This window comes from Nocardia gamkensis NBRC 108242, from assembly GCF_001612985.1.
GTDB lineage: Bacteria > Actinomycetota > Actinomycetes > Mycobacteriales > Mycobacteriaceae > Nocardia > Nocardia gamkensis.
Genome location: NZ_BDBM01000052.1, coordinates 20,715 through 45,473, shown reverse-complemented (window position 1 = coordinate 45,473; position 24,759 = coordinate 20,715). Strand labels below are relative to the sequence as shown.

The 24,759-nt window shown below is 68.3% G+C and carries 16 protein-coding genes and 4 tRNA genes; 8 read left to right on the top strand and 12 right to left on the bottom strand.

Translation table 11 applies throughout. The features are described 5' to 3' along the window. Positions 1-18 precede the first annotated feature (18 nt). From NG1_RS29085 to NG1_RS29055, 7 genes are all read right to left on the bottom strand, one after another. Positions 19-618: an ATP adenylyltransferase gene (locus tag NG1_RS29085; RefSeq protein ID WP_062976104.1), complete on the bottom strand. Its 600-nt coding sequence runs from the start codon at positions 616-618 to the stop codon at positions 19-21. Then, entirely contained in the window at positions 615-2,666 is a 2,052-nt protein-coding gene (gene thrS / locus NG1_RS29080) for a threonine--tRNA ligase (protein WP_062976101.1), read from the bottom strand. The genes NG1_RS29085 and thrS overlap by 4 nt, the downstream gene beginning before the upstream one ends. Positions 2,667-2,843: 177 nt before the next feature. After that, positions 2,844-3,458 (bottom strand): (2Fe-2S)-binding protein, encoded by a 615-nt coding sequence (locus NG1_RS29075; RefSeq protein ID WP_245660112.1) that lies wholly within the window; start codon positions 3,456-3,458, stop codon positions 2,844-2,846. Positions 3,459-3,460: 2 nt separating this feature from the next. Beyond that, positions 3,461-3,883 carry a TIGR02611 family protein gene (locus NG1_RS29070; protein ID WP_062976097.1) on the bottom strand — a complete coding sequence of 141 codons (423 nt, stop codon included), beginning with the start codon at positions 3,881-3,883 and terminating at the stop codon, positions 3,461-3,463. Between the two features lie 108 nt (positions 3,884-3,991). After that, the gene (locus NG1_RS29065) at positions 3,992-6,241 is read right to left on the bottom strand and encodes a solute carrier family 23 protein (RefSeq protein ID WP_062976095.1); all 2,250 of its coding nucleotides are present in this window, start codon (positions 6,239-6,241) and stop codon (positions 3,992-3,994) included. Positions 6,242-6,484: 243 nt separating this feature from the next. Continuing rightward, positions 6,485-8,713 (bottom strand): SulP family inorganic anion transporter, encoded by a 2,229-nt coding sequence (locus NG1_RS29060; protein ID WP_062976093.1) that lies wholly within the window; start codon positions 8,711-8,713, stop codon positions 6,485-6,487. A gap of 344 nt (positions 8,714-9,057) precedes the next feature. Then, positions 9,058-9,129 (bottom strand) — tRNA-Val (locus NG1_RS29055). Between the two features lie 371 nt (positions 9,130-9,500). On the opposite strand from NG1_RS29055, the gene NG1_RS29050 reads away from it, so the two are divergent. The 4 genes from NG1_RS29050 (at position 9,501) to NG1_RS29035 (ending at position 10,991) form a co-directional block, all read left to right on the top strand. Beyond that, a tRNA-Gly gene (locus NG1_RS29050) sits at positions 9,501-9,573 on the top strand. 43 nt (positions 9,574-9,616) lie between these two features. Then, positions 9,617-9,687, top strand: a tRNA-Cys gene (locus NG1_RS29045). A gap of 1 nt (position 9,688) precedes the next feature. Beyond that, positions 9,689-9,763: transfer RNA gene (locus tag NG1_RS29040), tRNA-Val, on the top strand. A 292-nt stretch (positions 9,764-10,055) separates the two neighbouring features. Next, on the top strand, positions 10,056-10,991 hold the full coding sequence (locus NG1_RS29035; RefSeq protein WP_245660111.1) for an aminoglycoside phosphotransferase family protein: 936 nt from the start codon (positions 10,056-10,058) through the stop codon (positions 10,989-10,991). 1,022 nt (positions 10,992-12,013) lie between these two features. Here NG1_RS29035 and NG1_RS29030 read toward each other — a convergent pair. Continuing rightward, entirely contained in the window at positions 12,014-13,174 is a 1,161-nt protein-coding gene (locus NG1_RS29030) for a helix-turn-helix domain-containing protein (RefSeq protein WP_062976091.1), read from the bottom strand. Positions 13,175-14,172: 998 nt separating this feature from the next. Here NG1_RS29030 and NG1_RS29025 point away from each other — a divergent pair. Together NG1_RS29025 and NG1_RS29020 are read left to right on the top strand one after the other, a co-directional pair. Next, on the top strand, positions 14,173-15,150 hold the full coding sequence (locus tag NG1_RS29025) for a hypothetical protein (protein WP_062976089.1): 978 nt from the start codon (positions 14,173-14,175) through the stop codon (positions 15,148-15,150). A gap of 188 nt (positions 15,151-15,338) precedes the next feature. Further along, positions 15,339-16,568, top strand: coding sequence for a sigma factor-like helix-turn-helix DNA-binding protein (locus NG1_RS29020; protein WP_084499273.1), 1,230 nt, complete (start codon positions 15,339-15,341; stop codon positions 16,566-16,568). Here the strand turns inward: NG1_RS29020 and NG1_RS29015 are convergent. Continuing rightward, positions 16,534-17,478, bottom strand: a complete 945-nt coding sequence (locus NG1_RS29015) for a hypothetical protein (protein WP_245660110.1) — start codon at positions 17,476-17,478, stop codon at positions 16,534-16,536. The two genes, NG1_RS29020 and NG1_RS29015, sit on opposite strands and share 35 nt — an antisense overlap. Positions 17,479-18,025: 547 nt before the next feature. Here NG1_RS29015 and NG1_RS29010 point away from each other — a divergent pair. Further along, positions 18,026-19,054: a hypothetical protein gene (locus NG1_RS29010; protein WP_062976084.1), complete on the top strand. Its 1,029-nt coding sequence runs from the start codon at positions 18,026-18,028 to the stop codon at positions 19,052-19,054. Here NG1_RS29010 and NG1_RS29005 read toward each other — a convergent pair. The 3 genes from NG1_RS29005 to NG1_RS28995 all read right to left on the bottom strand — a co-directional run bounded on the left by NG1_RS29005 (position 19,021) and on the right by NG1_RS28995 (position 23,323). Beyond that, entirely contained in the window at positions 19,021-19,992 is a 972-nt protein-coding gene (locus tag NG1_RS29005; RefSeq protein WP_174315513.1) for a LysR family transcriptional regulator, read from the bottom strand. The two genes, NG1_RS29010 and NG1_RS29005, sit on opposite strands and share 34 nt — an antisense overlap. A 480-nt stretch (positions 19,993-20,472) precedes the next feature. Then, positions 20,473-22,032: a flavin-containing monooxygenase gene (locus NG1_RS29000; protein WP_084499272.1), complete on the bottom strand. Its 1,560-nt coding sequence runs from the start codon at positions 22,030-22,032 to the stop codon at positions 20,473-20,475. A gap of 58 nt (positions 22,033-22,090) precedes the next feature. Further along, complete coding sequence (locus tag NG1_RS28995; protein ID WP_062976082.1) at positions 22,091-23,323, bottom strand: cytochrome P450 family protein; 1,233 nt, start codon at positions 23,321-23,323, stop codon at positions 22,091-22,093. A gap of 168 nt (positions 23,324-23,491) precedes the next feature. On the opposite strand from NG1_RS28995, the gene NG1_RS28990 reads away from it, so the two are divergent. Continuing rightward, the gene (locus NG1_RS28990; protein WP_062976080.1) at positions 23,492-24,721 is read left to right on the top strand and encodes an MFS transporter; all 1,230 of its coding nucleotides are present in this window, start codon (positions 23,492-23,494) and stop codon (positions 24,719-24,721) included. Positions 24,722-24,759: the final 38 nt, after the last annotated feature.

The window sequence follows — 24,759 nt, the reverse complement described above, 5'->3', positions numbered from 1 at the left end:
CCACCCGGTCGCTCATCTCTAGGCCTCCTTCCAGGCCGCCGACAGCAGCGCCCTGGTCTCCCGCAGCAGTTGCGGCATCACCTTCGCCCCGCCGATGACGGTGATGAAGTTCGCGTCTCCGCCCCAGCGCGGCACGATGTGCTGGTGCAGGTGATCGGCCAGCGACCCACCGGCCACCCCGCCGAGATTCAGCCCGACATTGAATCCGTGCGGCCGGGACACCTTCTTCATCACCCGGATCGCCTGCTGGGTGAAGGCCATCAGTTCGGCGCTCTCCGCGTCGGTGAGGTCCTCCAGGTTGGCCACCTTGCGGTACGGCACGACCATCATGTGCCCCGGGTTGTACGGGTACAGGTTGAGCACGGCGTACACCAGCTCACCCCGCGCGACGACCAAGCCGTCCTCATCGGACATCTTCGGGATGTCGGTGAAGGGATGGCCGGTCGAATCCTTGGGTCCGGTGGCCGCCTCCGCGATGTAGGACATGCGATACGGCGTCCACAGCCGCAGCAGCCGATCCGGTTCGCCCGCGCCGCTGTCGACGATGCTGCCCGGCTCCTCCGGGGTCGCGGTTCCGTCCAGATCCGCGAGCCCGTCCGGCACCGTCCGCTCGGTCATGCCGTGCCCTTGATCTCGAAACCCTCGGCCGTCGGCGACGCGTTCTCCCGGTGGGCGATCCACGCGACGATGGTGGCCACCGCGTCGTCGACCGGTACGCCGTTGACCTGGGTGCCGTCGCGGAAGCGGAAGCTCACGGCGTTCGCGGTCACGTCGCGCTCACCGGCCAGCAGCATGAACGGCACCTTCTGCGCGGTGTTGTTGAAGATCTTCTTCTGCATCCGGTCGTCGCTGCGATCCACCAGTGCCCGGATGCCCTCGTCCTGCAACCGTTCGATCACCCGATCCAGATGCGGGGCAAAGGTTTCGGCGACCGGGATGCCGACGACCTGCACCGGCGAGAGCCAAGCCGGGAACGCGCCCGCGTAGTGCTCGGTGAGCACACCGAAGAATCGCTCGATCGAGCCGAACAGCGCGCGGTGGATCATGACCGGCCGCTGCTTGGTGCCGTCGGAGGCGGTGTATTCCAGGTCGAAGCGCTCGGGCAGGTTGAAGTCCAGCTGGATGGTCGACATCTGCCAGGTGCGGCCCAGCGCGTCCTTGGCCTGCACCGAGATCTTGGGGCCGTAGAAGGCGGCGCCACCCGGATCGGGCACCAACTCCAGGCCGGAGGCGGAGGCGACCTTGGACAAGGTCTCGGTGGCCTCCTCCCAGATCTCGTCGGAACCGACGAACTTCTTCGGGTCCTTGGTGGACAGCTCGAGGTAGAAGTCGTCGAGGCCGTAGTCCTTCAGCAGATCCAGCACGAACCGCAGCGTGTCGGTCAGTTCGCTGTGCATCTGCTCTTTGGTGCAGTAGATGTGCGCGTCGTCCTGCGTCATGCCGCGCACCCTGGTCAGGCCGTGCACCACGCCGGACTTCTCGTAGCGGTAGACCGAGCCGAACTCGAACAGGCGCAGCGGCAGCTCCCGGTACGACCGGCCGCGGGCGCGGAAGATCAGGTTGTGCATCGGGCAGTTCATCGGCTTGACGTAGTAGTCCTGGCCGGGCTTGCGGACGGTGCCGTCCTCGTTGAGCTCGGCGTCCAGGTGCATGGCCGGGAACATGCCGTCGCGGTACCAGTCCAGGTGGCCGGAGACCTCGAACAGGTGGCCCTTGGTGATGTGCGGGGTGTTGACGAACTCGTAGCCCGCCGCGACATGCCTGCGGCGCGAGTACTCCTCCAGCTCCTTGCGGATGATCCCGCCCTTCGGGTGGAACACCGGCAGGCCGGAGCCGAGTTCGTCGGGAAAGCTGAACAGGTCCAGCTCCAGGCCGAGCTTGCGGTGGTCGCGGCGCTCGGCCTCGGCGAGCAGGTGCAGATGCTCGTCGAGCGCCTCCTGCGATTCCCACGCGGTGCCGTAGATGCGCTGCAGGTCCTCGCGGCTCTGGTCGCCGCGCCAGTAGGCGGCCGAGCTGCGGGTCAGCTTGAAGGCCGGGATGAACTTCGTGGTCGGAATGTGCGGGCCGCGGCACAGGTCGCCCCAGATCCGCTCGCCGGTGCGCGGATCCAGGTTGTCGTAGATGGTCAGCTCTTTGCCGCCGACCTCCATGACCTCCGGATCGTCGATGCCGGACTTGTCGCTGATCAGCTCCAGTTTGAACGGCTCCCCGGCCAGTTCCACCCTGGCGTCCTCGATCTCGACCACCCGGCGGGAGAACCGCTGCGCGCCTTTGACGATCTTCTTCATCCGGGATTCCAGCTTGGCCAGATCCTCCGGGGTGAACGGCCGTTCGACACGGAAGTCGTAGTAGAACCCGTCCTTGATGTAGGGACCGATGCCCAGCTTGGCCTCGGGGAACTCCTGCTGCACGGCTTGGGCGAGCACATGCGCGGCGGAGTGCCGGATGACGTTGCGGCCCTCGGCGGTGTTCGCCGCGACCGGCTCCACGTCCACGTCGTCGGCCGGGGTCCAGGAGAGGTCCTTGAGCTCACCGTCCACCCGGACGACCACGACGGTCTCCGGTCCCTTGGTCGGCAGGCCCGCCTCGCGCACCGCGGCGCCCGCCGTCGTCCCGCCCGGCACCCGGACGAGGGTGACTGGGCTGATGGGGGCTGAGGTGGTCACGGCTGCGCTCTCCTTGGCGTTCTCGTGTGCGGGCGGGGCCCGCTGGATGGTGGCCGATCGCGAGTTCGTCCGGCGCGACCATGCTACTGTCCCGCCGCTGTCCTGCCGCTTCGGGCCTTTGGCCGTACCGGTCGGGTGGCGCGGGAAACCACTTGCGCCTCGCGCAGGTTGCTCTGCTCAGTTTTCGGCGGCCAGGTCCGCGAGCATTGCGGTCCGTTCGGCTGCGGGCCGCTTCGGGCAGCTGGTGCACATCTGGCAACCGGGCACCTCGAACACCAGGCAGCAGGAGATGCGCCGGACGAAGGTGCGTCCGCCGATCTCCACGAACCGCGGCACCGGGAGTTTGCCCGCGATGTCGGCCGCCAGCCGCGCCCCCGCTTCCGGCGAACCGGCGTCGAGCGCGCGGTTGCCGATCGCGTCGGCGGCGATCGCCCACAGCGCGGGGACTCCCGCGCCGGACACCTCGGCGACCGGCGGGATCACGACGCCGAGAGTGTCGCGCAGCGCCGTAGCGCCGCTGACGGAGGGAACATCGTGCGCAGGCACGCGTACGCGCTCGACGCCACCGTCCGGGCGCACCTCGCACTCCAGCCGGTCCAGCGCGGGGACGGGGGCGTCCTGGTCGTCCGCGTAGGCCCGCGCGAGCTGCTCCACCAGAGCGGAGGCGACCATGCACCACCAGAGCGTGCCCGCGATGCGCGGCGACGTGGTCCCCCAGGAATGGCCCATCTCCGCGATGCGCGCGGCCAGCCATTCCGGTTCGGTGAGCACGCGCCCCGGAACGGTGGTCACCGTTACAGGGGGCTGCGCAGCCATTCCCATTCGACTCCGATCCAACTACCCACGAGCCCGAAGGTTCCCAATATCCACAGCGTCGCCACGACCAACGCGGCGGTGCCGATCGCCCCGACGGCCTGCACGGGCCTGCCCTGCCTGCGATACCAGTCCATCAGTTGCCGGTACCGGTCCCGTAACCAGGCCAATGCGTTACGCGCCCAAGCGAATTCGGTGGCGAGAATGCCGAGACCGGCGAACACGATCGCCCAGCCGGGACCGGGATAGGGGATCGCGAGCACGCCGACCGCGAGCACGGCGACACCGACGACCGCGACGACGATCCGGTAGACGAGGTAGAGCTTAGGCCGTCGTTCGAGGCCGGCGCGGAAGGCGCGCCAGCGGGTCGGATCGTCGGAGCTCGTTTCCAGGTCTGCGGTCACGTTCCCAGGGTACGAGCAATCCGGCAGACCGAATCTCGCTCTCGACCGTCCGGATAAAGCGATCCCGCCCGGGCGGCGCGCCCGGGCGGGATCACCCATCCCCGTCGATCACACGAGTTCGGGAGTGTGCTGATGGCCCGCGTCATCGATGTGCGCGATACCGTTCTCGGTCACCTCGACGACCCGGGCACTGGCGATGTCGAAGAACAGGCCCGACACCGTGACGCCACGCTCGGCGATCGCCTTGCGCACCGCCGGGTGCCGGTGCAGCAACTCCAGCTGCACCGCGACGTTCACCATGGCCAGCTGATCGACCTCGCCGAAACCGGCCTCCTGCGCCGCGGCCGCAACCGGATGGCCCGCGCGGTATCGCTCCAGGCTCGGGCGGGCATGCGCGAGCCAGGCGTCCACACCGGGTACCTCGGCGCCGGTGTGCAGCGCCTTCATCGCGCCGCAGGAGGAATGCCCGCAGACCACGATCGAGCGGACGTTCAACTGCTCGAGCGCGAACACCAGTGCCGCCTCGACCGACGCGTCACCCTCGGCGGGCGCGAGGTTGCCCACGTTGCGCACGGTGAACAGGTCGCCCGGTCCGCTGTTGGTGATGACGTTCGGCACGATCCTCGAGTCCGAGCAGGTCAGGAAGAACGAATCCGGGTCCTGCTGGTCGCGCAGCTCGTCCAGGTGCGGCCGGACCACGTGCGCGTGGCTGCGGTGATAGGCCGCTACGCCGGCCGCGACCGGGTTCTCGTGCCGCTCGTCGCGTCGCCAGGGGCCGAGGATGTCGTCCCAGACCGAGCGCGCGAAGCTCCGCGCGGGCGGTTGCGCGCCTGCGTGGGCCATCCTGGCTCCGCCGATCTCCACGAAATCGACGCTGCCTCCGCTGTTCACCTGCTGGCGGGCGAACTCCTCGATGGCCTCGAACGCCGCGTGATCGAGGAAGTCGACGGTCATCTCCACCGTGACGTCGGCTCCCGGGGGGATCTTCGCGAACTGCGCCGACAGCTTCGGCAGTGCGAGGAAGGTGGCCGAGCCGTCGATGGCGAACAGCCAGCGCTGCGTACCGGGGACCTGCTCGGCCCTGACCGTCACCCGGACGACCCGCCACAGCAGCAGCCCGAAGGCCAGGCCGAGGCCGATCAGCACGCCCTCGAGCAGGTTCAGGAACACCACACCGAGCACTGTCACGGCGTAGACCAGCAGGTCACCGGTGCGCCGGGCCAGTTTGATGTGGGCCAGCTTGACCAGCTGGGTGCCGATCACGATGAGCAGACCGGCCAGCGCGGCTTTCGGGATCTGCTCCACCACGGATACCAGCGCCACGGAGAACACCAGCAGCCAGACGCCGTGCAGGATCGCGGAGGCGCGGCTGTGTGCTCCCGCCTGCACGTTGGTGGCGCTCCGCACGATCACGCCGGTGACCGGCAGTCCGCCGAGCAGGCCGGACAGCACGTTCGCCGAACCCTGGCCGATCAGCTCGCGATCGAAGTCGGTGCGCTTGCGCGAGTGCATCTTGTCCACGGCCACCGCGGACAGCAGGCTCTCCACGCTGGCGATCAGGGCGATGGTGAGGACGGCCAGAGCCAGACCCGACCAATCGCCGCTGGGCAGCGCGGGCAGGCCGATGGCGTCGAACAGCGAGCCGTTGAGCACGATGCGCTCGGCATTCAGCGGCAACACCAGCGACAACACCGTGCCCACGAGCACCGCGACCAATGGGCCCGGCACCGCGCGCACCCTGGCGGGCAGGTATTTCCAGCCGAGCATGATGGCGATCACGACCGCGCCGATCAGCGTGCCGCCGCCGTGCAGGGACAACAGCTGCCCGGGCAGCTCGGTGATGTTGCGCCAAGCCGAGCTGTGCGAGGAACCGCCGAGCAGCACATGGATCTGCTGCAGCGCGATCGTGATGCCGATACCGGCGAGCATCGCGTGCACCACCACGGGCGCCACGGCGAGCGCCGCTCTGGCCACTCGGCTGAGCCCGAGCAGGATCTGCAACACACCGGCTGCGAAGACGATGAAACAGGTAGTGCGCCAGCCGAATTGATTGATCGTCTCGGCGACGACCACGGTGAGGCCCGCGGCGGGGCCGCTCACCTGGAGGACCGACCCGCCGAGCGTTCCTGCGACGATACCGCCGATCACGGCGGCGATGAGCCCGGCGGCGACGGGGGCTCCGGAGGCGATCGCGATGCCCAGCGAAAGTGGTAGCGCGACAAGGAAAACCACGATCGAGGCGGGTACATCGTGGCGGAGGATCTCGGTGAAGCGGTCGGACAGTGGTCCGGAACTGCGGCCCGGGTCCGCCGGTGCGGGTACGGACGGTGGCGGGGCTAAATCGTGATCGATAGCCATGACTCTCCTTCGCCGACTCGGCTGATTCGCCGAGGTCGGTTGACGATCAACATGTCCAGCAGGGCACAAGACCGCGAACCGGCATCTCGCGGTGAAGCAGTCCCGACACAGCGATGAGTCGAGATGTAAACACGGACAAGTGTATTGGTAAAGACTTAGCAAAGCCTGAGAAGTTCGCCGATTGTGTGTAGCTCCCCACTGTCCTCTCGTCGTTATCACCGTGACGCACCGCACATCGCCTGGTCAGACCGGCTCCGGGGCGATCCGCCTCTCCTGGTCGCCGAACTCCGCGATGCCGTCGACCATGACCTCGATCACGCGAGCCGTGGCGAGATCGAAGAACAACCCCGAGACCGCCACACCCCGCTCCTCGATCCCCCGGCGCACGACCGGGTGCGCGTGCAGCGTCTCCAGCTGCACCGCGACGTTCACCATGCCCAGCTGGTCCACCTCGCCGAACCCCGCGACGGCCGCAGCGGCGGCTACCGGATGCCCCAGCCGATAGCGCTCCAGGCTCGGGCGCGCATGCGCCAGCCAGTCGCCGAGACCGGTCCCGGCACGCACCTCGCGGTGCAGCGCCTCCATCGCACCGCAGCCGGAATGACCGCATACCACGACCGCGCGCACGTCCAGCCGCTCCAACGCGTAGATCAGGGCCGCCTCCACCGAGACGTCCCCACCGCGCACCGGCACCAGGTTGCCCACGTTGCGCACGGTGAACAGGTCGCCCGGTCCGCTGTTGGTGATGACGTTCGGCACGATCCGCGCGTCCGCGCAGGTCAGGAAGAACGAGTCGGCGTCGTGCCGATGGCGCAGCTTGTCCAGGTGCGGGCGCAGCACGTGGGCGTGGCCGCGGTGATAGGCGGCGATGCCCGCCGCGATGCGGTCCTCCCCGTTGCCCGAGCGCCGCCACGGCCCGATCACCTGGTCGATGACCTGGCGCACATGCCTGCGCTCGGGCGGCCCGGCCAAGGCGGTGGCCATCCGCGCGCTGCCCAGTTCGGCGAATTCCACGGTCGCGGAGACAGATTCACGCTCACGAGCCCATTCGGTGAGGAACTCGTGCGTGGCATGGTCCAGGAAATCGACGGTCATCTCGACGGTCACATCCGCGCCCGCCGGAACCTTCGCCAGTTCCGCGGTCAGCTTCGGCAAGGCCAAGAAGGTGCACGTGCCATCGATGCCGACCACCCACCGTCGCGAGCCGGGGACGGGGGCCGCCACGATCGTCACGCGCACCACCCGCCACAGCAGCAGCGCGAACGCGAGAACCAGACCGAGCACCATGCCCTGCAACAGATTCAGGAACACCACGCCCAGCACCGTCGCCAGGTAGACGTACATCTCACCCGCTCGTCTGGCCAGCCGGATATGCGCGAGTTTGATCAGTTGCGCGCCCACGAAGATGAGCAGTCCGGCCAGCGCGGCGGTCGGGATCTGCCGTACGAGCCCGGCCAGCGCCACCGCGAACAGCAGGATCCAGACTCCGTGCAGCACGGTCGACGCCCGGCTGCGCGCGCCCGCGTTCGCGTTGGTGATGCTGCGCACGATGACGGCCGCGATCGGCAGGCCGCCGAGCAGGCCGGACACGACGTTGGCCGACCCCTGCCCGATCAGCTCCCGGTCGAAGTCGGTGCGGTGGCCCGGCCGCATCTTGTCCACCGCGACGGCCGACAGCAGGCTCTCGACGCTGGCGATGAGCGCGATCGTCACCATCGTCGTGATGACGGCGGTCGTGCCGCCGGAGGGGACGGCGGGCAGGCCCAGGGAGTCCAGCAACGAGCCGTTCAGCACGATCCGCTCGACGTGGGTGGGCAGGACGAGCGCCAGCAGCGTGGCGGTGACCACGGCGACGAGCGGTCCGGGGATCATGCGCACCCGCGGCGGCACGAATCGCCAGGCGATCAGGATGACGATCACGACGAGCCCGACGCACAGGTCACCCGTGCGCACCGACGTCAGCTGTTGCGGCAGGGCGGCCAGCGCGGCGAACGACGAACTCAGCGAGTTCCCGCCGAGCAGCACGTGCACCTGTTGCAGCGCGATCACCACACCGATGCCCGCCAGCATGCCGTGCACGACCACCGGGGCGATGGCAAGCGCGGCGCGCGCGACCCGGCTCAGCCCGAAGAGTATCTGCAGCACGCCCGCGCCGACGGTGATGAAGCACGTTGCGGCCCAGCCGAAATGGTGCACGCTCTCGGCGACGACCACGGTGAGGCTCGCGGTGGGCCCGCTGACCTGGATCGAGGAACCGCCGAGGAGCCCCGCCACCACGCCGCCGACCACGGCCGCGATCAGGCCCGCGGCGACCGGCGCGCCGGCAGCCACCGCCACGCCGATCGAAAGGGGAAGGGCGACAAGGAAAACCACGATCGACGCGGGTAGATCGTTACGGGCGATCCGGGTCAGCCGATCGGCCATGTGCGCGTGCGGCGACGTCCGGGGTGCGGAATCGGTGTCGGTGGACATATTTTCTCCTTCGCCGGGTGGTGGTCCCGGTTCATCGGTCAAACATGTTCTTGGCATCGAAGGCGAGCGGCGGGCGAAGCTCGGGCCGTCCCCCATCGGTGGAGCACGACCCCTGACACGGCGGTCGCGACAATAGTAAAGACTTCCCAAAGCCTGTGAAAAGGTTTCCGGTCGCGATGACGGCAACCGCTACCATAATGTGACTCAGGTCACAGCGCAACAGAGTGCCGGTTCCGAGGCCGAATGTTCGAGGGGAGATGCCCGCGCGCCGACCCAGTGGGCACACCTGGCGGGGAGAAGAAAGAAGACCGGGCAACCAAGTGCACCGGTCTCGCATATGGGAGTGGTCCCAGCTGGGATCGAACCAGCGACCTTCCGCGTGTGAGGCGGACGCTCTCCCGCTGAGCTATGAGACCTGATATTTTTCCGGCGACTCGGGGTGCCCTCCGGACGAGAGGAAACATTAGCACGCGCCACCGGCGGTTCACCAAATCGCCATCAGACAGGAACGGTTCGGCGGAACCTCCACTCACCTGGCAGCCCTTTTCCGCCCAGCCGCACGCTCGCCTCTATGCCGTCGCGACCGGTCGCCGGCTCGACGTCCGCACCGCCGGAAGCGGCGACCGGAGCCTCCCCTCCCCCATCCACCACACGCGCCACCGGCGTCACACCATTCAACTTGCGGATTTCCGCCGTTCTACCAGCGGATTTGTGCCTTTCACCGAGCGTCCGCTAATGTTCTGTCTCGCACCACGGAGGCCGGAAACGAGCCCCGGGGAGGCAGAATGCGGATGTAGCGCAGCTGGTAGCGCATCACCTTGCCAAGGTGAGGGTCGCGGGTTCGAATCCCGTCATCCGCTCGAGAGGTAGGGCCAGGCAACATAACGCCGTCCCCCTTTGCGCGGTGGAGTGGCCGAGTGGTGAGGCAACGGCCTGCAAAGCCGTGCACACGGGTTCGATTCCCGTCTCCACCTCGCGCGATTAGCTCAGCGGGAGAGCGCTTCCCTGACACGGAAGAGGTCACTGGTTCAATCCCAGTATCGCGCACCACCGTAGTACCAGGTCAGACCCGGTTTCCACCGGGTCTGATTTTGTTTGTGCCCAACGCGTGCCCAACCCACCCACTCAGCGGCACCTCTGACTACGATCCGGGACGGACGGTGTTCCAGGGCACCCACTGCCGCAGGGTGATCTCGGTGAGGCCGTTTCACCGGTGGAGTGCATGTATTCGATCGCTGCGCTATTCGTCGACGGTGTCGCGCAGGATCCTAGCCAGCGTGTTGATCGCGGTGCGGGCGGTTGAGTCGTGGCGGCGAGCGCTTGGTCTGCGATGGAAATCGGGTTGTCGGGACTGCTGGTCCAGGTCCAGGATGACGTGGTGGGTGATGCTCCCGTCGATGGTCGTGCCGGGATCGACGCGGCACTGGTTGAGCGCCTGATCAGGACGCAGTTTCCGCAGTGGGGCGATCTGCTGGTTGCGCCGGTGGCCGTCGACGGCTGGGACAACCGCACCTACCGGTTGGGCTCGGACATGTCGGTGCGGCTGCCGACCGCGGCTGCCTATGCGCCGGCGGTAGCGAAGGAGAGCATCTGGTTGCCTCGGCTGGCGCCGATGCTGCCGGTCGCGATCCCCACGGTGCTAGCGGTCGGAGTTGCGGGCTACGGATATGCGTACTCGTGGTCGGTGCGTGATTGGCTGCCCGGTGACACGGCCGACAGGGCCGTTATCGGTGACATGACCGAGTTTGCTGCCGACGTTGCGCAGTTCATTGGTGCGTTGCAGCGATGCGATGCCAGCGGCGCCCCTTTCGCCGGCGCGCACAGCTTCTACCGCGGGAGTCACCCGGCGTATTACGACGAGCAGACCCGGCGCTGCCTACAGGTGTTGTCCGGACGTGTCGACGTTCGGCGGGCTACCGAAGTTTGGGAGTCCGCTCTGGTGGCAGAGTGGAACGGGACTCCGGTGTGGTTCCATGGTGACATCGCTGCTGGCAATCTCTTGGTAGCCGACGGGAAGTTGACGGCTGTCATCGACTTCGGGACTTGCGGTGTCGGGGACCCTGCCTGCGATCTAGTCCTTGCCTGGACCTTGCTGTCCGCGGACAGCCGCGCGACGTTTCGCCGAGTACTCGCTCACGATGATGCCACGTGGGCACGGGCGCGGGGCTGGGCGCTGTGGAAAGCCTTGCTCACCCTGATCGAGGCCTCAGACCACGATCCCGACCGCGAGATCGCCAGTTTTCGGGTGATCAACGAGGTCCTGGCCGACGATCTGTAGGCAGCGCCGGGTCTGCTGTGTCGATGTCTTGCGTTTGCGCGGTTCCCTGGTGGAAGTACAGCTTCCATCCGTTCTCGCTATGGAGCCATCTCGGCGGACGTCGGCTGCCTGGCGTTCTTCGCCAGATTGCATGGCGCGCAAGCGAGGATGAAATTCCAGACGTGGTTGAGATTCGGTCCGCGCCAGCTGCCGGTGTTCATCCATGCGAATGGGAAGACATGGTCGATGTGCACTCCACTGGCGAGGTCATCGAGCTGTTGATGGCCTTAGATGCACCGAATCGAATGATGCTTCCACTATTGATCAACGTGATTCGAGCTCTTCGGCCAACACAGTGGACAGGGCCGGTGACGCGCAGCGGCCCGCTCGGTCGAGATTGCTGGCGCCGTTTCTACGACGAATGCGACTCGACTGATTCTCGGACAGAAGCGCGCCAACGCATAAGAGTTCCGTTCATTTGCCGCCATCGCTACTTCAGTCGTCGTAGTCGGACGGCGAAAAGATCATTGCGACGATGACCGCCAGCGGTAGCGCGATCACGAACACGAGAGCAGCTTGCGTCGCGCTCATCGGCGCACCCCGCCGAGTGCGGGCCAGCGCCCGAATGACGCACGCGGCGTGGCGCATTCAACGTCGGCAACCGACATCAACCGGTCCAGCGTGACCGCGTCCACGTGCGCCGAGGACGCTAGCAATACCACCTCGGCCCCCGAGGACTCGAGTTGTTCGACAGGACCGAGCACGGAAGTCGGATCGGCAAACCGCAGGGGGTACCCCAAGCGCCGCGCCGATCTGCGAACCTGCGCCGTGTCCCATTCCGGTGTCGGTGAATACGGGTCTATCCATCCGAGCGCGTCCATTCCCACCTTCCCCCTGATGCCGTTGGTAAGCCCCGCCGGCGAGGAATCGAGTTCGGCCCGACGGCGCGGCTGTGCCGAGCGTCACAGCGGACAGTGGCCGCCGACAATGGCACTTTCCGGACGTGGCCGGGGAAGTGCCACATCCGATATCGGTTGTGACCGTTAATATTCGAGCTGCACCAAGTCGGCGAGTTCGCGCATTTCCGGCGTGAGCGTGCGACGCTTGGAGATGATGCGGCCCAGCAGATCACGTGCCGAACGCTGTTCGACCAACCATGGCCGCGCATCACGCGACAGCGACACCAGCACTTCGAAAGCGGCGTCGTAGTGGCGTAGTTCCACGTGCGCCGCCGATACGTCGATCAGGTGTCGGTTCCGGTTGTCCGACGTCGGCCGCTGGTCCGGCGGGATATCGCGGGCCAGGCGCAAGGCGACGTCCGGGCGGTCGTCCACCACGGCGTTCTCTACCCGCTTCATAGCTACCGTGGCTTGGTCGAAAGTTGTCCAGTACTGGTGATAAGGGCCGGATTCCGGCCGCACCGCGACCGCACCGGCGGCGGCAAGCCTCATCATCTCGTCGGCCTCGTCGGGCCGGTTATCGCGTACCGCTGCCGCCGATGCCCGGAGCAACAACCATCCCCAGGTCGAAAGCTCGCGCGTCGTCGCGACGGACAGCCGGGGTTCCACCCGGTCGGCCCACCGAGTAGCGAGATGCCGCACCGCCTCGAATTGCCGTTCGACAATCAACAGCCAGCACAGCGTGATCACCGCCGACGCTGCGTCCAGGACGTTGCCCGTCGACTCGGCGTCGGTCAGGGACTGGTTCAGCGCGATGCGCGCCGAATCGGGCTGGCGGGTCTGCACCATCACCGAACCGGCCAGTTGCAGCGTGCGCGACCGCAACAGCGCCGGGGCCGAATTGGCCTCGTCTAGCAGACGCGGCAAGACACGGGCCAGGCGTTCGTATTCGTTGTCGTGATACAACCGCGTGGCGTGTGACAGGGCCGCTTCCAGGCTGCGCGCCGATACCGGTTCCGCCGCCGTCGGCGCGTCGCGCATCGACGCCAGAGCTTCGCGTGTCGGCGTCCACAGCTCACCCCCGCCATTGCCGTGCGGCGGTGTGGGATCAGGGCCGAGTAGGGCCGTCAACGGGCAACCCAGCGCTACCGCGAACCGGCGCAGCGTGTCTATGCGGGTGTCGTCGCGTTCGCCCTGTTCGATCTTGCGAATCAGCGACAGGGACACTCCGGAGGACTCCGCGACCTCGCGCTGGGTCAGCCCGCGACGCTTCCGAACGGATTGGAACCGTTCCCCGAGGTCCATGCCACAAGGCTACGGGGCACGTCTGTCGCCGCGCATCGCGCGCCGCGACCTCACTACCAGCGCCCCTCGGCAGGTCACGCAGCGGGTAAGGGTGGTGCCCGCGTGAATACCCACGGCACACACGCAGAGTTCCGCCGGAGTTCTTCCCCAGTAGCCCGGAGTGGCTCGAATCTTCCATTTGCGCTGATAGAGTGCGATTCTAGTTGATCGGAGTTGTTCGGATTTCCTCAGGTGGAGCGCGATACCATAACTGACACGGAAGAGGTCACGGGCTCAATTCCAGTATCGTGCACCACCGTCTCACGAGGTCAGGCCCGGTGGTCACCGGGCCTGTTTCTGTTGTGGCCCACGAACGCCACCTTCCCGGGTAGTCGGCCGCAGTCCGACGTACCGCCGCGAGGGCTCCACGAGTCGAAAGACAAGTAGTCGGCTACCCGTGAGCAACCATCGACGCCCTGGCAGTCTCTTCCCTGATTTCGAGTAGTCGGATTAGGGAGTTCCGATGCGGTCACCACGAAGTAATCGCTCACCACGCACGCGAGTCGCTCGACTCGCCGCTACCATCTCGGCACTGGCAATTTCGGTAGCCGTGTTCACGGCTTGCGAGGGCAGCGCCACAGACCCGGCAACACCGCCCGGGTCGGCATCACCTGCCGTGACCGCCTCATCTCCACTTTCTACGCCGAGTGCGTCACTACCCGGGTCGCCGGTTTCCCCCGCGAATTCGCCCTCGGCGTCTCGACCGGCGGCAACGCCGCCTCAGGCGCCGATACCGGAGGGCAATTCGTTCCCGACCGCGGAACAATTCCGAACCCGCGCACCAGGTGGACGACCATCCGGAGCGGAAGGCAACATTCGCCCTTCCGCCCCGCCACTGCCGGGTTTCACGACCCCGCCCCCGCCACCGCCGGGAGCGCCCGGCGGCACCCTGCCACCACCTCCACGCGCACCGGGCGGACAAGCACCCGCTCCCAGCGGCACGCCGACGGGACCGTGAGATGACCGAGCAGTCGGCCGCGCCGGCGTCTCCGGCGATACTCCAACGATGGGTAGGTGTGATCGGGGCGGTCGTCGCGCCGACCACGATCATCACGGCGCTGTGCTACTACTTCGGCTACGTGTACACGCGCAAGAAGCTCGCCTTCTTCGGTGTGGATTGCGACGCTCTCGGCTTCACGACCAGCGACTATGTCGTGGGAAGTGTCGGCGTGCTGTACGCCCCGCTGTTGCTGCTGATCGTCGGGTGGTTCGCCGCTGTGTGGGTAGGCGCCTACGCAGGCCGCTTCATCCGGAGCGGCCGGCGACCGCGCCTGATTCGCACCGTCGGCCGCGTCATGCTGGCGCTCGGAGCGATTTTCGTCGTCACCGGCGTCACCGGCGTCGTGGTGCCGTGGCTCACGCCCGGGTGGGCCGTCGTCTCCTGGGCATTCGCGCCTATCACGCTGGGTTCGGGCGGTCTTCTGGTCGTGGCCGGCTACTGGGTCCTGTCCACCTCGATGAGCGATACCGGAACACACGAACCGGGACCGACCACACGAGTAAGCCGAACCGTGGCGATCGCGATCAGCCTTCTGGCTCTCTTCGCCGTGATGAATTCCTTCGCCACCCGGCTCGGCGACAACGCCGCTCAAACCGCTGCGCACGATCTCTGGACGAAGGAATCCGTCGTCTCCGTCGTGACGGATGAACGCTTTGACGTGCCGACCAACATGATCGCGGAGACACTGGTCGAGGCCCAACCCCAACGGCCTCCGAGATTCCGCTACCAATGTTTCCGCGCCCTCGTCGCACGAGGCGACGTATGGGTGCTCGTTCCCGCGAAATGGTCCCGCGACAACGGATTCGCTGTCATCGTTCCCGCCGACTCCTCTCTCGTCAGCGTCTCACGATCGAGTGCCTTCAGAAAGGTCGCCGAGGAGAACCCCCGAATCGACGGCGTGACATGGCAATGCCCCGAGCGGGCGCCGAACCCCTGAACCAGCCGGCTTACTACGCGCCGCTACGTCGCTGCGCCATCCGGGCGGGTCCTCTGCGCGGGGCGCTGGAAGACGGGCTTCTATCGTTGTGGCGTGATGTTCGCGGGTGGTCGCGGCAGGGGTCCGGTGTCGGTGGGTGGAGATACGCTGTGGCGCACAATGCCGGAGCCGAGTCAGGGGGTTGTCGCGTGACGATCAGTGCGGAGGTCGCGCAAGGGGCGGCGCCGGACGACGACGATCCCGAATCGCTCGATCTGCGGGATGACATCTCGTTCGAACTCGAAGAGGTCAACGAGGTGCTCGGCGAGTTGATCGCTTTGCGCGCCGACCACAAGGCCAAGGACGGCGACCTGCTGACGGCTCGGCTCGGGGTGGGCGGGGAGAAACCGGAGACGCTGGCCCGGATCGGCGCTCGCTACGACCTTTCCCGTGACCGGGTGCGGCAACTGCACACCAAAGCGGTCGGGCAGATGATCCGGATGGCGCAACTGTCCGGCCATCACGCCGCCGCGGTCCTGTCCGCGCGCTATCCGCTCGACGCGAGGGACCGGCAACTGGTGCGCGCGCTCCTGGTGGAGACCTACGCGACCGACACCGACATCGCCGCGACCGAGCTGTCGTACCTGAAGCTGCGGCTGGCCGGGCACGCGGCCGAGGACGCCAAGCGGATCGCCGGGTTCGTCACTCAGCGCATCGCCGCCTGGCAGAAGAAGACCAACCGGCGCCTGGCGAAGCTGCACGATGCCGAGCCACGGGCGACGAGTCAACTGAATCCTTGGCTGAGCCAGGTCGATTGGCCTCGGGCGGGCGCCGCGGCCGCGGTCCCCACCGTCTCCGCGCGCACCGTGGACAGCGACGACGACGGCCGCGGGCGCTTCTACCTGGACAAGGTCGGTCGCGACGTGCCGTTCGACTCCGGTTTGGAGGCCAGGCTGCTCTGGATCCTCAACGCCAGCGATCTGGTCGAGACTTTTCAGGAGCACCCCGCGGCGGTCGTCTACGACCTCGACGGCGCGGAACGGGTGCACTATCCCAGCATCGTCGCCCGGCTCACCGACGGCCGCACGGTCTTGATCGATGTCACCGCGCTCGGGCACGTCGGCTTCCACGTCAACCGGGTGAAGGCCGCGGCCGGTCGAGCACACGCGCACGCCAACGGCTGGGGCTGGCTGGTCTGGACCGGCAGCCGCATCGGCGTTCCCGATCTGCGCGCACGCCCCGTCGACGCCACCAGCGAGCGGATGCTGCGCGACCTGGTCGAGCGCGGTACCGTGCACTGGGCCGCGCTCCGCGAGGTGCGCGCGAAGACCGGCCTGGAACTGCTGGACTTCCTCGCGCTGGTGCTGCGCCACGAATGGCGGTGGGAACGGGCGCCCTTCCGGCTCAGCGCACCACCATCGCCGCCGCCAGGAACGTGACGATCAGCAGCATCGCGCAGATCGTGATCAGCTGCCAGCGGCCGATGGTCACCTCGAGATTGGCGATCGTGTTGCGCAACGCCTTGTCGAGTCGATCGTGATCGGCGATCGTGCGCTGAGCGGTGGCGAGGGCGTCGGCCTGTTTCTGGGCGGCCAGCTCCGCGCGTTCCAGTCGCGTGGTCAGCTTCAGCAGGTGTTTCTGCCTGTCGCGCAATGATTTGCGAGTCACCGCCAGCGCCGTGCGCTGGTTGACCAGTTCCTGGCGCTGCCGGGCGATGACCATGGCCTGCGTCTTCGTGTGGTATTCCCAGTCGGTCACGGTGGCCCAGCCTCCTGTCCTCTCGTCCCGATTACCCCAGACGTACTCGCCGCGTACCCAGCCCGCGATGAACTCGCGCAGTTCGACCGGCTCCCGCCGCGGCGCCGCCATCGCGTGCTCGGTGTCCAGCACACCGGTGACCGCGCGGTAATCACAGGCGGCGGGTGCGAAGTCGGCGATGCCGAGAGCGTGCAGATACGGCACCCAGTAGCCGGGCGGGCAAAGCCACAGCACATCCGTGCAGCCCGCGGCGCGCAGCCGCTCGGTGCGCTCCTGGGCGAGGCCCCGCTCCAGCGGGCCGCTGCGCACCTCGATCGCGTACACCCGGTCGCCCATGCGCCAGTACACGTCCACCGGCAATGTGCCGATGCGCCGATCCACTTCGGCTTCGTCGGCCCCGTAGGCGAGCAGCCTGCCGCACAACCAATACTTGAGCCGCCGCATATCCCACTGGGCGGCGGCGCATTCCGGGCACCCGCAGGCATAACCGGCTTTCGACCCACGCGTACGGCCGGAAGCCTCTCCGATACCCAACTCGGCGAGCATCGCCCGGCGCCCGCAGGCGATCTCCGCCCGCTGCTTCGTTCTCACGCGACCACTCCCCTGCACAAACCACCGCAGGCCCGGCGACCTACGCCATAGATCAAGAGTGCGTCAGACTCGGCTACCTCGCCAGCCCCGTTCACCCCGCGCTCGGGTGTGCCGCGCAGGTGACCGATCAGCGGAATTGGCGTTGTTCTCTGTGGCACAAGGCTTTTCATCATGCCACGCGGTCGGCACCGGGCAGTTCGGTATCGGCGAATTGACAGTTGCCGCCATCCATGACGCGCCGGCCGCCCGCCATCCGGGCGAACTCGCGGCCTGCGTAACGCAGCTCACGGCGGCGGCCCCGAGCGCGGAGTCGCGGAGGGCGCGAATCAGGCGGATAATGACCGATCAGATGCGTCGGCCGGTTTCCGGACAAACCGGGTCGCCGCGTAATCCGCCTGCAGGGGGGTAATTCCGGGGGCCTAGGCTGCTTCGATCAGGTCATGGATCGGTGCGCCGCCGATACTTCGCGAGCCGCGGATGTCCGACTGGGTGGATAGAATCGTCCGGCCGAGTGCGAGCTGGGCCGATACGGGGAAGTAGGTACTGGATGGAGCACGGTCAGCAGACCGGCGAGTCGATCGGCGCGATGTTGTCGAGTATCGCGTCGGCTCTCCGAGAGGTCAGCGAGAAGCTGGACGCGGTGGCGGCCCGGATCGATGGCGCGCAGACCGTGGTGAGCGAACCGACCGCCGAGGGGCGGTTGGCCAAACTCGAGGCATGGGCTTTCCGTGCCGCACAGGATATCTCGGGTCTCGACACCCGGGTGCAGCTCCTGGAATCCGGCGACGACCCGGCTCCGGAGGATCGGACGGCGGCGCAGCGCCCGGCAGGCTCGCTTCCCCGGGCGGCCGCGGGACGGGCGAACGCACGTACGGCGGAGCACGGCGGCGCCGAACCCGCGGCGCGAAAGAGCGATGCCGGCGAAGCGGCCGTTTCCCGCAACGGCGCGCGACCGCAGAGCACACCCAGGGAGCCGGTGCACGCGGCGGCCGAACCGAATTCCGCCGCGCAGACGGGTTTCACACCGCCGCGCGAGCCCACGCTCACCGCACTGGATTCGAACGTCTCCTCCGGCCAGAGCTTCACCGCACCCCGCGAACCGGCGTCGAACTTCACCGCCCCACCCTCGCGTGAGCCCGCTTTCACCACGCCGACACCGCGGGAGCCCGTATCGCCTTTCACCCCGCCGGCACCGCGCGATCCGAGTACCGGTCGGCGGGAGACGCGCGAACCCGCCCCCTCGACGGCCTCCTACTCCCCCACCGAGAACGCCGCGTACGAGAGCATCGTCGCGTCCACCCCGAGCACGCAGCACAGCGGATCGGAGAACGGGGCGACACCGGGCACCGGACTCACCGGTGCGCACCGCGCCGGTGAGGACGACCGGACAGCGGTCGAGAACACCCACGTGGACAAGCTGCAAGCCATGCTGGACGAGCTCAAGCGCACGGCCGCGGCACCGCTGGGACGCTCCGACCTGTTCGACTCGACCTCGAACGGCTATCCCTCCGAGCGCACCGAAGCGCAGCGCAGGCCGGCCGACTACCGGCTCTCCAGCCCGCCGCCGGTGTCCTGAGCCACTCTGACGCGCCGCCGCTTCGGCGGACGCGCCGCGCCCGCCGAACGCAGCAGGATCTCCTGGACGAGGTCGCGCAGCCAGCGATGCCCTCCGTCGGCGGTGTTGCGCGGATGCCACGCCATCCCGATCGCGGCCTCCGGCAGCGGCAGCGGTATCTCGAAGGCGCCCAATCCGATCGCCGGTAGCGTGGCGGCGCTCAGCATGGCGGGCGCGGAGCAGACCAGGTCGGTGCCGCGCACCGCGAACAGCGCGCTGGTCAGTGTCGGCACGGTGGCGACCACTCGCCGGGTGCGGCCGTGCAGGGCGAGACGGTCGTCGATAGGGCCGTGCGAACGGCCGTTGCGCGAAATGCTCAGATGCGGTGCGGCGGCGTACGCGGCGACGGTGACGCGATCGGTGACCAGGGGGTGGTCTGCGGCGGCGACGCCGATCACGCGGTCGGTGAGCACTCTGCGCACGGTGGTCTCCGGGTCGGTGTGGTCGATCACTCCCACTTCGAGATCGACACGTCCGTCGCGCAACGCGGCGGTGCCCTCCAGGGAGTCGGACAGGAAGCGCAGCGTGACGCCCGGCGCCTGGGCGCGTACGGCCGACAGCAGGGGCCCGGCCAGTTCGGTGAGCACCATGTCGCCCGCCTGCACGCCGAACGTCCGGCGCAGCGCCGCGGGGTCGAGGTCGTCGCGCGGTGTCAGCAGCGCGCGTCCCTGCTCGACCAGTGTGCTGACCTCGTAGCGCAATTCCAGTGCCCGTGGTGTCGGCACCAGGTTGCGACCCGCGCGCACGAGCAACGGGTCGCCGAGCACGCCGCGCAATCTGGCCAGCGTCCGGCTCATCGCGGGCGGCGAGGTGTGTAGGCGCTGCGCGGCCAGGGTGACGCTATGGGTGTCCAGCAGTGCGTCGAGGGCCACGAGGAGATTCATGTCCAGCGCTTCCACCCTTGGATTATCGCCAACGCAAACAGCGGGCCCCGGTATTGCGCGGGCGACAAGCGGGGGCGAGTCGCACCCGGGCGGCAACTCCGGACAGTCGTCGACCAAATCGTCCACGATCGAGCACGCCATAACGCCGTCCCTCGTGTTCATGTGCCCGATGACCTCCGGATATGCACCACGCACGTCGGCCATGGGCCGCTCGGGCGACGACGTCGGAAACGGCTATTCGCACCGAGCCCCGCGACTTGCCCGACACCCCGGCACGATTTCGTCGGACGACGCCCGAGTTCGGCAGTCGATGCAATTGTGCGCACACACCCCTCCGCTGACCGGCGACCGGAGGAGTCGCTGCGCGCGGGGCGGCGATCTGCCCGCCGCCTACCGCGTCGCACGATGGAACCGGAACCGGCGCGCCGGATCACCTGCGCGCTACATACCCCACCACAGGGCGGATCGCCGCCTGGCCGGGGCGGCAACGGAGGCCTAGTGGTTGACCCGGCCGCCGCCGCCCTCGTAGGGAAGCAGTTCCGCCTCGATCGGGGTGGTCGGCGGTGCCGCCGGTCCCCGCCCCGGCTTGCGGCGGGTGGCCAGTCCCCGGTAGGACTCCGGCTTGATCCGGCGGAACACCTGCGCCAGACGCGTGTGCAGGGGCAGGCGGAACTTCAGGTCGCCGAGCATCTCGTCGATGTTCTGGATGGAGAACGGGACGACCGCCGTGCCGTGTGCGTGGTGGCCGGGCGTGCGTTCCTCCATCCAGCGCAGGCGGGCGTCGATCTGCTCGTCGAGATTCTCGGCGGGCGGCAGATCGAGCCTTCCGGTGAGCAGCGCTGCGGTCCAGTGCGCGGCTACCTCGGCGTTCAGCGTGCTGATGACCGACGAGTTGTAGCCGGCGAAGGTCAGGTTCGGGACCTCGAGCGGCAGGATCTGGCGGTGCAGGCGGAAGTTGCCGTGCTCGTCGGTGAGCCTGCGCTGGATGTACGGCGTGAGGAAGGGCACGCGCTGCTGGAATCCGGTCGCGCAGATCACGACGTCGGCCTGCAGCACCTGCCCGTTGGACAGCCGGATCCCGGGCGCCGCCTTCGGACCGCCGCCCATCTCGGTGATCGTCGTGTCCCGGTGCACCGTGATGCGTCCGTTGGCCACCTGCTCGTAGAAGCCCTCGCTGACCAGGCCGACGGTGCTGTCGGCGATCTCCTCGAACCGCCCGCCGGGCACCAGACCGAGTTCGCGCAGGTGGGAGTGCTTGGTGACCAGCTCCTGGATCAGGTCGAAGTTGCTGATCCGCACCGATTCCCCCGGTCCGTCCAGGAACCGGTCCATCCAACGCGGCCGCAGGTAATGGAAGTGCGCCTCACCGAAGCGAGTCAGCATCAGCCGTTCGTAGTCGATCACCCGGGCCAGCTTGCGCGGCATCTTCCACAGCAGCCGCCGGGCCACCACCGAGGTGGAGGCCGCGACCTCGCTGACCGCGGTGGCGATGTCGCAGGCGGACTTGCCGTAACCCACCACGACGACCGACTTGCCGCGCACCGACTCCAGATCGGTGAACTCCGAGGAGTGGCACAGGCGCCCGCCCGCCGCGCGGAACCAGTCCGCGCCGCGATACTCCGGCATCGCCGGGTCGCTGAAGATGCCGTTGGCGATCACCAGGTGGTCGCACGAGGCCCGATGAATTCCGCTCTCGTCGCGAATTTCCAGCAACCAGCCGCTGTCCACCGGATCGGCGGCCACCACCTCGGTGCGCAACCGCAGGTGCTCGGTCAGCCCGAAGTGCTCGGCGTAGGCGGCCAGATAGGCCTGCATCTGCGGCCCGTCGAGGACGCGCGGGTAGTCGGCGGGCATGGGGAAGTCGGAGAAGTGATACGTGTCCTTGGAGTTCTGCGTTTGCAGTCCCGGGTATCGCCGGGTCGCGCTCCACACGCCACCGATATCGGGTGCGCGGTCGAAAATCTCGACCGGAAAACCCTCCTGTTTCAGCACTTTCGCGCAGGCGAGACCTGCGATACCCGCACCGACGATCCCGATGCGGCTTCCGCTTGTCATGCGCAGGAGACTACGTCGCCTGCGGCGCGCAGCAAAGTCGGTCGACCGAATCCGCTCTTCAGCGTACTGCGGGCGCACTCGCCGCAACGACGGGAAGCTCGAGCAGCCCGCGGATCAGGATGCTCTCCCGCCACCGCAGGTCCACGTCGTCGAAGGCGGGCCGCAGCAGCGGATAGCGCCGCACCAGACTGGTCAGCGCGACGCGGGCCTCGAGCCGGGCCAGACCCGCCCCGAGGCAGTAGTGGATGCCGTGGCCGAAGGCCAGGTGACCGTTCGCGCCGCGATCCGGGTCGAATGCCCCGGGCGCGGTGAAGTGCTGTTCGTCGTGATTGGCCGAGGCCACCGAGACCAGCACCAGCTCACCCGCCGGGATGACGCTGTCGCCCAGCCGCACCGGCGCGGCGGTGTACCGCAGGGTGGCCACATTGACCGGTCCGTTGTAGCGCAGCATCTCCTCCACCAGCGGTGCGACGCCCGCCGGGTCCTCGCGCAGGGCCTGATAGCGGGACGGATCGGCCAGAAGTTCCAGCACGCTGTTGCCGATCAGGTTCACCGTGGTCTCGTGACCGGCCACCAGGATCAGGAAGGCCATGGAGATCAGCTCGTCGTGGCTGAGCCGGTCCCCCTCCTCGGTGACGAGCAGCAGTTGCGAGATCAGATCCTCGCCCGGACCCTGCGCGCGCCGTCGGGCGATCAGCCCATCGAAGTAGTCGACGATGGCGTCGGTCGCGGTGCGCATACTCTCCGGGGTGGACATGGGACTGTCCACCACGGCCGCCGACCACTCCCGGAACCGCGCGCGGTCCTCGACCGGCACGCCGAGCAGTTCGCAGATCACGGTGATGGGCAGCGGGAAGGCGTACTCAGCGAGCAGGTCGACGGGCCCTGCGCCCGCGGTGCGATCCATCGCATCGAGCAAATCCTCCGCGATCGCCACGATCCGTGCCGCGAGTGCCTCTGTTCGCGCGGGTGCGAACGCAGGGGCGACGAGTTTGCGCAGCCGCGAGTGCCGCGGCGGGTCGGCGTTGAGCAGATGATGGCTCAGGCGCTGGTTGACCGCGGTGACGCCGCTGTCGCCCGAGGCTGATCGCCGTGCGTGGGCGCCCACCGGAGTGCGCGGGTCCTTGCGGACGTCGGGATGGCGCAGCACCTGCTTGGCGGTGTCGTAGTCGACCACCAGCCAGGCGCGAACGCCGGTACGCAAGCGGATCCGGTGCACCGGCCCCTCGGCGCGCAACTGCTGGTAGAAGGCATGCGGGGTGTGAAAGAAGTCCGCGGGCAGCTCTCTCATCCGGTCGGTTCCCCTCGGTTCGCGAGTGTTGTTGCGGCCCTTCGATAGTGACACCGATCACCGGTGTCGGCCAGGCCGCGCGCCCGGACGTGCCGTCCGATCACCGTGGCCGATCGCCCCGGCCGGGGTCGCCGCGCGCCGTCGCCACTGCCCGGCTACCCTGCGCCCATGAGTTCGATCGCGCCCGTCCTGCGGCGCGCCCGGATCGCGAACTCGTTCGCGTTCGGTTCGCAGGGCTTCTTCCTCGCCGTCGTGCTGACCGAATTGCCGCAGCAGAAGGAGCATTTCGGCCTTTCGGACGGGGTGATCGCCGTCTCGGTGGTGCTGATCTCGTTGCTGGCGGGCGGCGGCAGCGTGCTGGCGGAGCGGCTGGCGCTGCGCTGGTCCAGCCGCGCGGCGGTGCGGATCGGGCTGCTGCTCGTGGCCGTCACCGGCTCGGCGGCGGCGTTCGCCCCGAACACGGCCCTGCTGGTGGCAGCGCTCGGCTGCTACGGGACCGCGGTGGGGATCGTCGACGCGGGCACCAACATGCAGGCGGTGTTCATCCAGCACGGCTACGGGACGTTCATCCTGTCGTCGTTCTACGCCGCGTGGAGCGCCGGAACCATTGCCGGGGCGCTGTTCGTCTCGGGGTGCGAGGCGCTGGGGGTGACGCTGCGGGAATCGCTGCTGGTGGCCGCGGCGATCGTGCTGCTGCTCGGCTGGGCGCTCGGGCCGGGGCTGCTCGGCGCGCGGGACGCCGAGACCAGTCCCATCGAGACCGCCGCACCCGGGCCGGCCGTCGCGTTGCGCGCGTATCTCGCACTCGGGATCGCGGCGGCGTTCGTCTTCGCCGTCGACCTGGCGGTGGGCAACTGGTCGGCCCTGTACCTCACCGACGACCTGCTCGCCGGTTCGGCGACCGCGGCACTCGCCTTCGCGGCGTATCAGGGGACGGCGCTGGTCGCCAGGGTCGCAGGCGATGCGCTGGTGCGCCGTTTCGGCCCGCGCAAGGTGGTGCGTACCGCGGCATGCATGGGGGGTTTCGGCCTGGCGCTCGTGGTGGCCGCGCCGAGTCCGGCCGTCGCGATCGCGGGCTTCCTCGTGGCGGGCGCCGGACTGCCCGTGATCGCGCCGTTGTGCTTCAGCGCGGCCGGGCAACTGGCGACGGGGCGGGAACTCGACGCGCTGATCGCGCGTCTCAATCTGTTCAACTATGCGGGGACCCTGCTGGGCGGCGGCGTGGTCGGTGCGGTGGCGGCGAGTGCCGGGCACCGCGCGGGCTTCGTGATCCCGCTGCTGTTCGCCGTGGCTTTGATCGCCCTGTCCCGCGTCTTCCACTCCCAGCGCGTCGCGAGCGCGCCTACCGCTCCCCGCCCGGAGACGCTGGACCAGCCCACCGAGTCCGGCGCGGGGTAGGCCGGGGTGCTGGTCGGGTGGCCGCCGGTGGGTTCCGC

Coding starts and splice junctions, on each gene's coding strand:
- NG1_RS29085 (WP_062976104.1), bottom strand. CDS start 618: ATGACCGAGCGGACGGTGCCGGACGGGCTCGCGGATCTGGACGGAACC.
- NG1_RS29000 (WP_084499272.1), bottom strand. CDS start 22,032: ATGACAAGCGGAAGCCGCATCGGGATCGTCGGTGCGGGTATCGCAGGT.
- NG1_RS29010 (WP_062976084.1), top strand. CDS start 18,026: ATGGAGCACGGTCAGCAGACCGGCGAGTCGATCGGCGCGATGTTGTCG.
- NG1_RS29030 (WP_062976091.1), bottom strand. CDS start 13,174: ATGGACCTCGGGGAACGGTTCCAATCCGTTCGGAAGCGTCGCGGGCTG.
- NG1_RS29065 (WP_062976095.1), bottom strand. CDS start 6,241: ATGGCTATCGATCACGATTTAGCCCCGCCACCGTCCGTACCCGCACCG.
- NG1_RS28990 (WP_062976080.1), top strand. CDS start 23,492: ATGAGTTCGATCGCGCCCGTCCTGCGGCGCGCCCGGATCGCGAACTCG.
- NG1_RS29025 (WP_062976089.1), top strand. CDS start 14,173: ATGACCGAGCAGTCGGCCGCGCCGGCGTCTCCGGCGATACTCCAACGA.
- NG1_RS28995 (WP_062976082.1), bottom strand. CDS start 23,323: ATGAGAGAGCTGCCCGCGGACTTCTTTCACACCCCGCATGCCTTCTAC.
- NG1_RS29060 (WP_062976093.1), bottom strand. CDS start 8,713: ATGTCCACCGACACCGATTCCGCACCCCGGACGTCGCCGCACGCGCAC.